The sequence below is a fragment of the Streptomyces sp. NPDC059142 genome (assembly GCF_042755665.1).
GTDB lineage: Bacteria > Actinomycetota > Actinomycetes > Streptomycetales > Streptomycetaceae > Streptomyces.
The window spans coordinates 1-1,865 of the sequence record NZ_JBHZDA010000214.1; the positions used below are offsets into that span (position 1 = coordinate 1).

General features: G+C 72.6%; 1 protein-coding gene, 1 tRNA gene and 1 other RNA gene. 1 reads left to right on the forward strand and 2 read right to left on the reverse strand.

What is annotated here, in order from left to right; all coding sequences use genetic code 11:
* Positions 1-1,362 (reverse strand): DNA polymerase III subunit gamma and tau (locus ACFXPK_RS32810; protein ID WP_385080808.1); only part of this gene is annotated, 1,362 nt, incomplete at its 3' end.
* 52 nt (positions 1,363-1,414) lie between these two features.
* Positions 1,415-1,513: signal recognition particle sRNA small type (gene ffs / locus ACFXPK_RS32815), an RNA gene on the reverse strand.
* A 72-nt stretch (positions 1,514-1,585) separates the two neighbouring features.
* Between ffs and ACFXPK_RS32820 the strand changes: the two genes are divergently transcribed.
* Positions 1,586-1,673: transfer RNA gene (locus tag ACFXPK_RS32820), tRNA-Ser, on the forward strand.
* Positions 1,674-1,865: the final 192 nt, after the last annotated feature.

Sequence of the window (1,865 nt, forward strand, 5' to 3'; positions counted from 1 at the left end):
GGGCGCGGGCGGAGCCGGCGCAGCCTGGGCGGCGGCCTGCGCTGCCTGCGCGGCGGCTGCGGCCCGGGCGGCGGCCGCGGCGGGATCCTCCACCGGGGCGGGCGGCGGTACGGCGGCGTGGCTGTCCGGACCGGGGACGTACCCGGCCGCGGGCCCGGCCCCGCCGCCCGAGAAGGCGGCCCCGGCGACCGAGGACGCGGCGGCGGCGCCCCGCTCCAGCCGGTCGAGGCGCGCCTGGACCGAACGCTCGTCGTCGAACGCGGCGGGCAGCAGCACCCGCGCGCAGATCAGCTCCAACTGGAGCCGCGGCGAGGTGGCCCCGCGCATCTCCGTCAGCCCCGTATTGACGAGATCCGCGGCCCGGCTCAGCTCGGCCGCCCCGAAGACGGACGCCTGGGCCTGCATCCGCTCGACGACATCGGCGGGGGCGTCGATCAGCCCCTTCTCCCCCGCGTCCGGCACGGCGGCCAGAATGACCAGGTCACGAAGGCGTTCCAGCAGATCGGCGACGAAGCGGCGCGGATCGTTGCCGCCCTCGATGACCCGGTCCACGACCTCGAAGGCCGCGCCCCCGTCCCCGGCGGCGAACGCGTCCACCACGGCGTCCAGCAGCGAACCGTCCGTGTACCCGAGCAGGGCCGTGGCCATGGCGTACGTCACACCGTCGTCGGCGGCGCCCGCCAGCAACTGGTCCATCACGGACATCGAGTCACGCACGGACCCGGCACCGGCCCGTACGACCAGGGGCAGCACCCCGTCCGCGACGGAGGCGCCCTCCCGGTCGCACACCTCGGCGAGATAGTCGCGCAGCGTCCCGGGCGGCACCAGCCGGAACGGGTAGTGGTGCGTACGCGACCGGATCGTCCCGATGACCTTCTCAGGCTCGGTGGTCGCGAAGATGAACTTGAGATGCTCCGGCGGCTCCTCGACGACCTTCAGCAGGGCGTTGAACCCCGCCGAGGTGACCATGTGCGCCTCGTCGATGATGTAGATCTTGTAACGACTTCCGGCGGGCCCGAAGAACGCCTTCTCCCGCAGATCACGCGCATCGTCCACGCCACCGTGCGAGGCGGCGTCGATCTCGATGACATCGATCGACCCCGGCCCGTTCCTGGCCAGGTCCCGGCAGGACTGACAGGTACCGCACGGGGTGGGCGTGGGCCCCTGCTCGCAGTTCAGACAGCGCGCGAGGATCCGCGCACTGGTCGTCTTCCCGCAGCCACGCGGCCCGCTGAACAGGTAGGCGTGGTTGACCCGGTTGTTGCGCAGGGCCTGCTGCAGCGGGTCAGTGACATGCTCCTGCCCGATGACCTCGGCGAACGACTCGGGGCGATAACGGCGGTACAGCGCAAGGGACGACACACCTACGACGATATCGGCCCCCTACGACAAAGCCCCCTCCACCGCCACCCCCAACGCAAGCGCCCCCCACGCACCCGCCAGAGCCGACCTACCCTTGCTGCCTTCCGGCCCTGGGGGAGTTCAGTCAGTTAGCGCCACGTGAGGGGCTCCGCACACAGTACCCGATCCGGACCCCGGCGAACGAGTTCGCGAGCACGGCCCAGCGTATTGTATTGTTTGCCGCGGAGGATTCGCCTAGTGGCCTAGGGCGCACGCTTGGAAAGCGTGTTGGGGGCAACCCCTCACGAGTTCGAATCTCGTATCCTCCGCCATTGCTCTCACCGGGCAATACGTGTGCTGGGCCCCCCCCGGGGCGCGCGGCGGGGGGGCGCGCTCGGGGGGGGGGGGTGTGATCGCGGGGGGGCGCCTCGCGGTCGCGGCGCACTGGGCCGGGGGGTTGGGGCCCCCAGCCCCCCGGGGGGCCCCCCGCCACGTACAGCCGGCCGTCGGAGGCGGGGGTCACC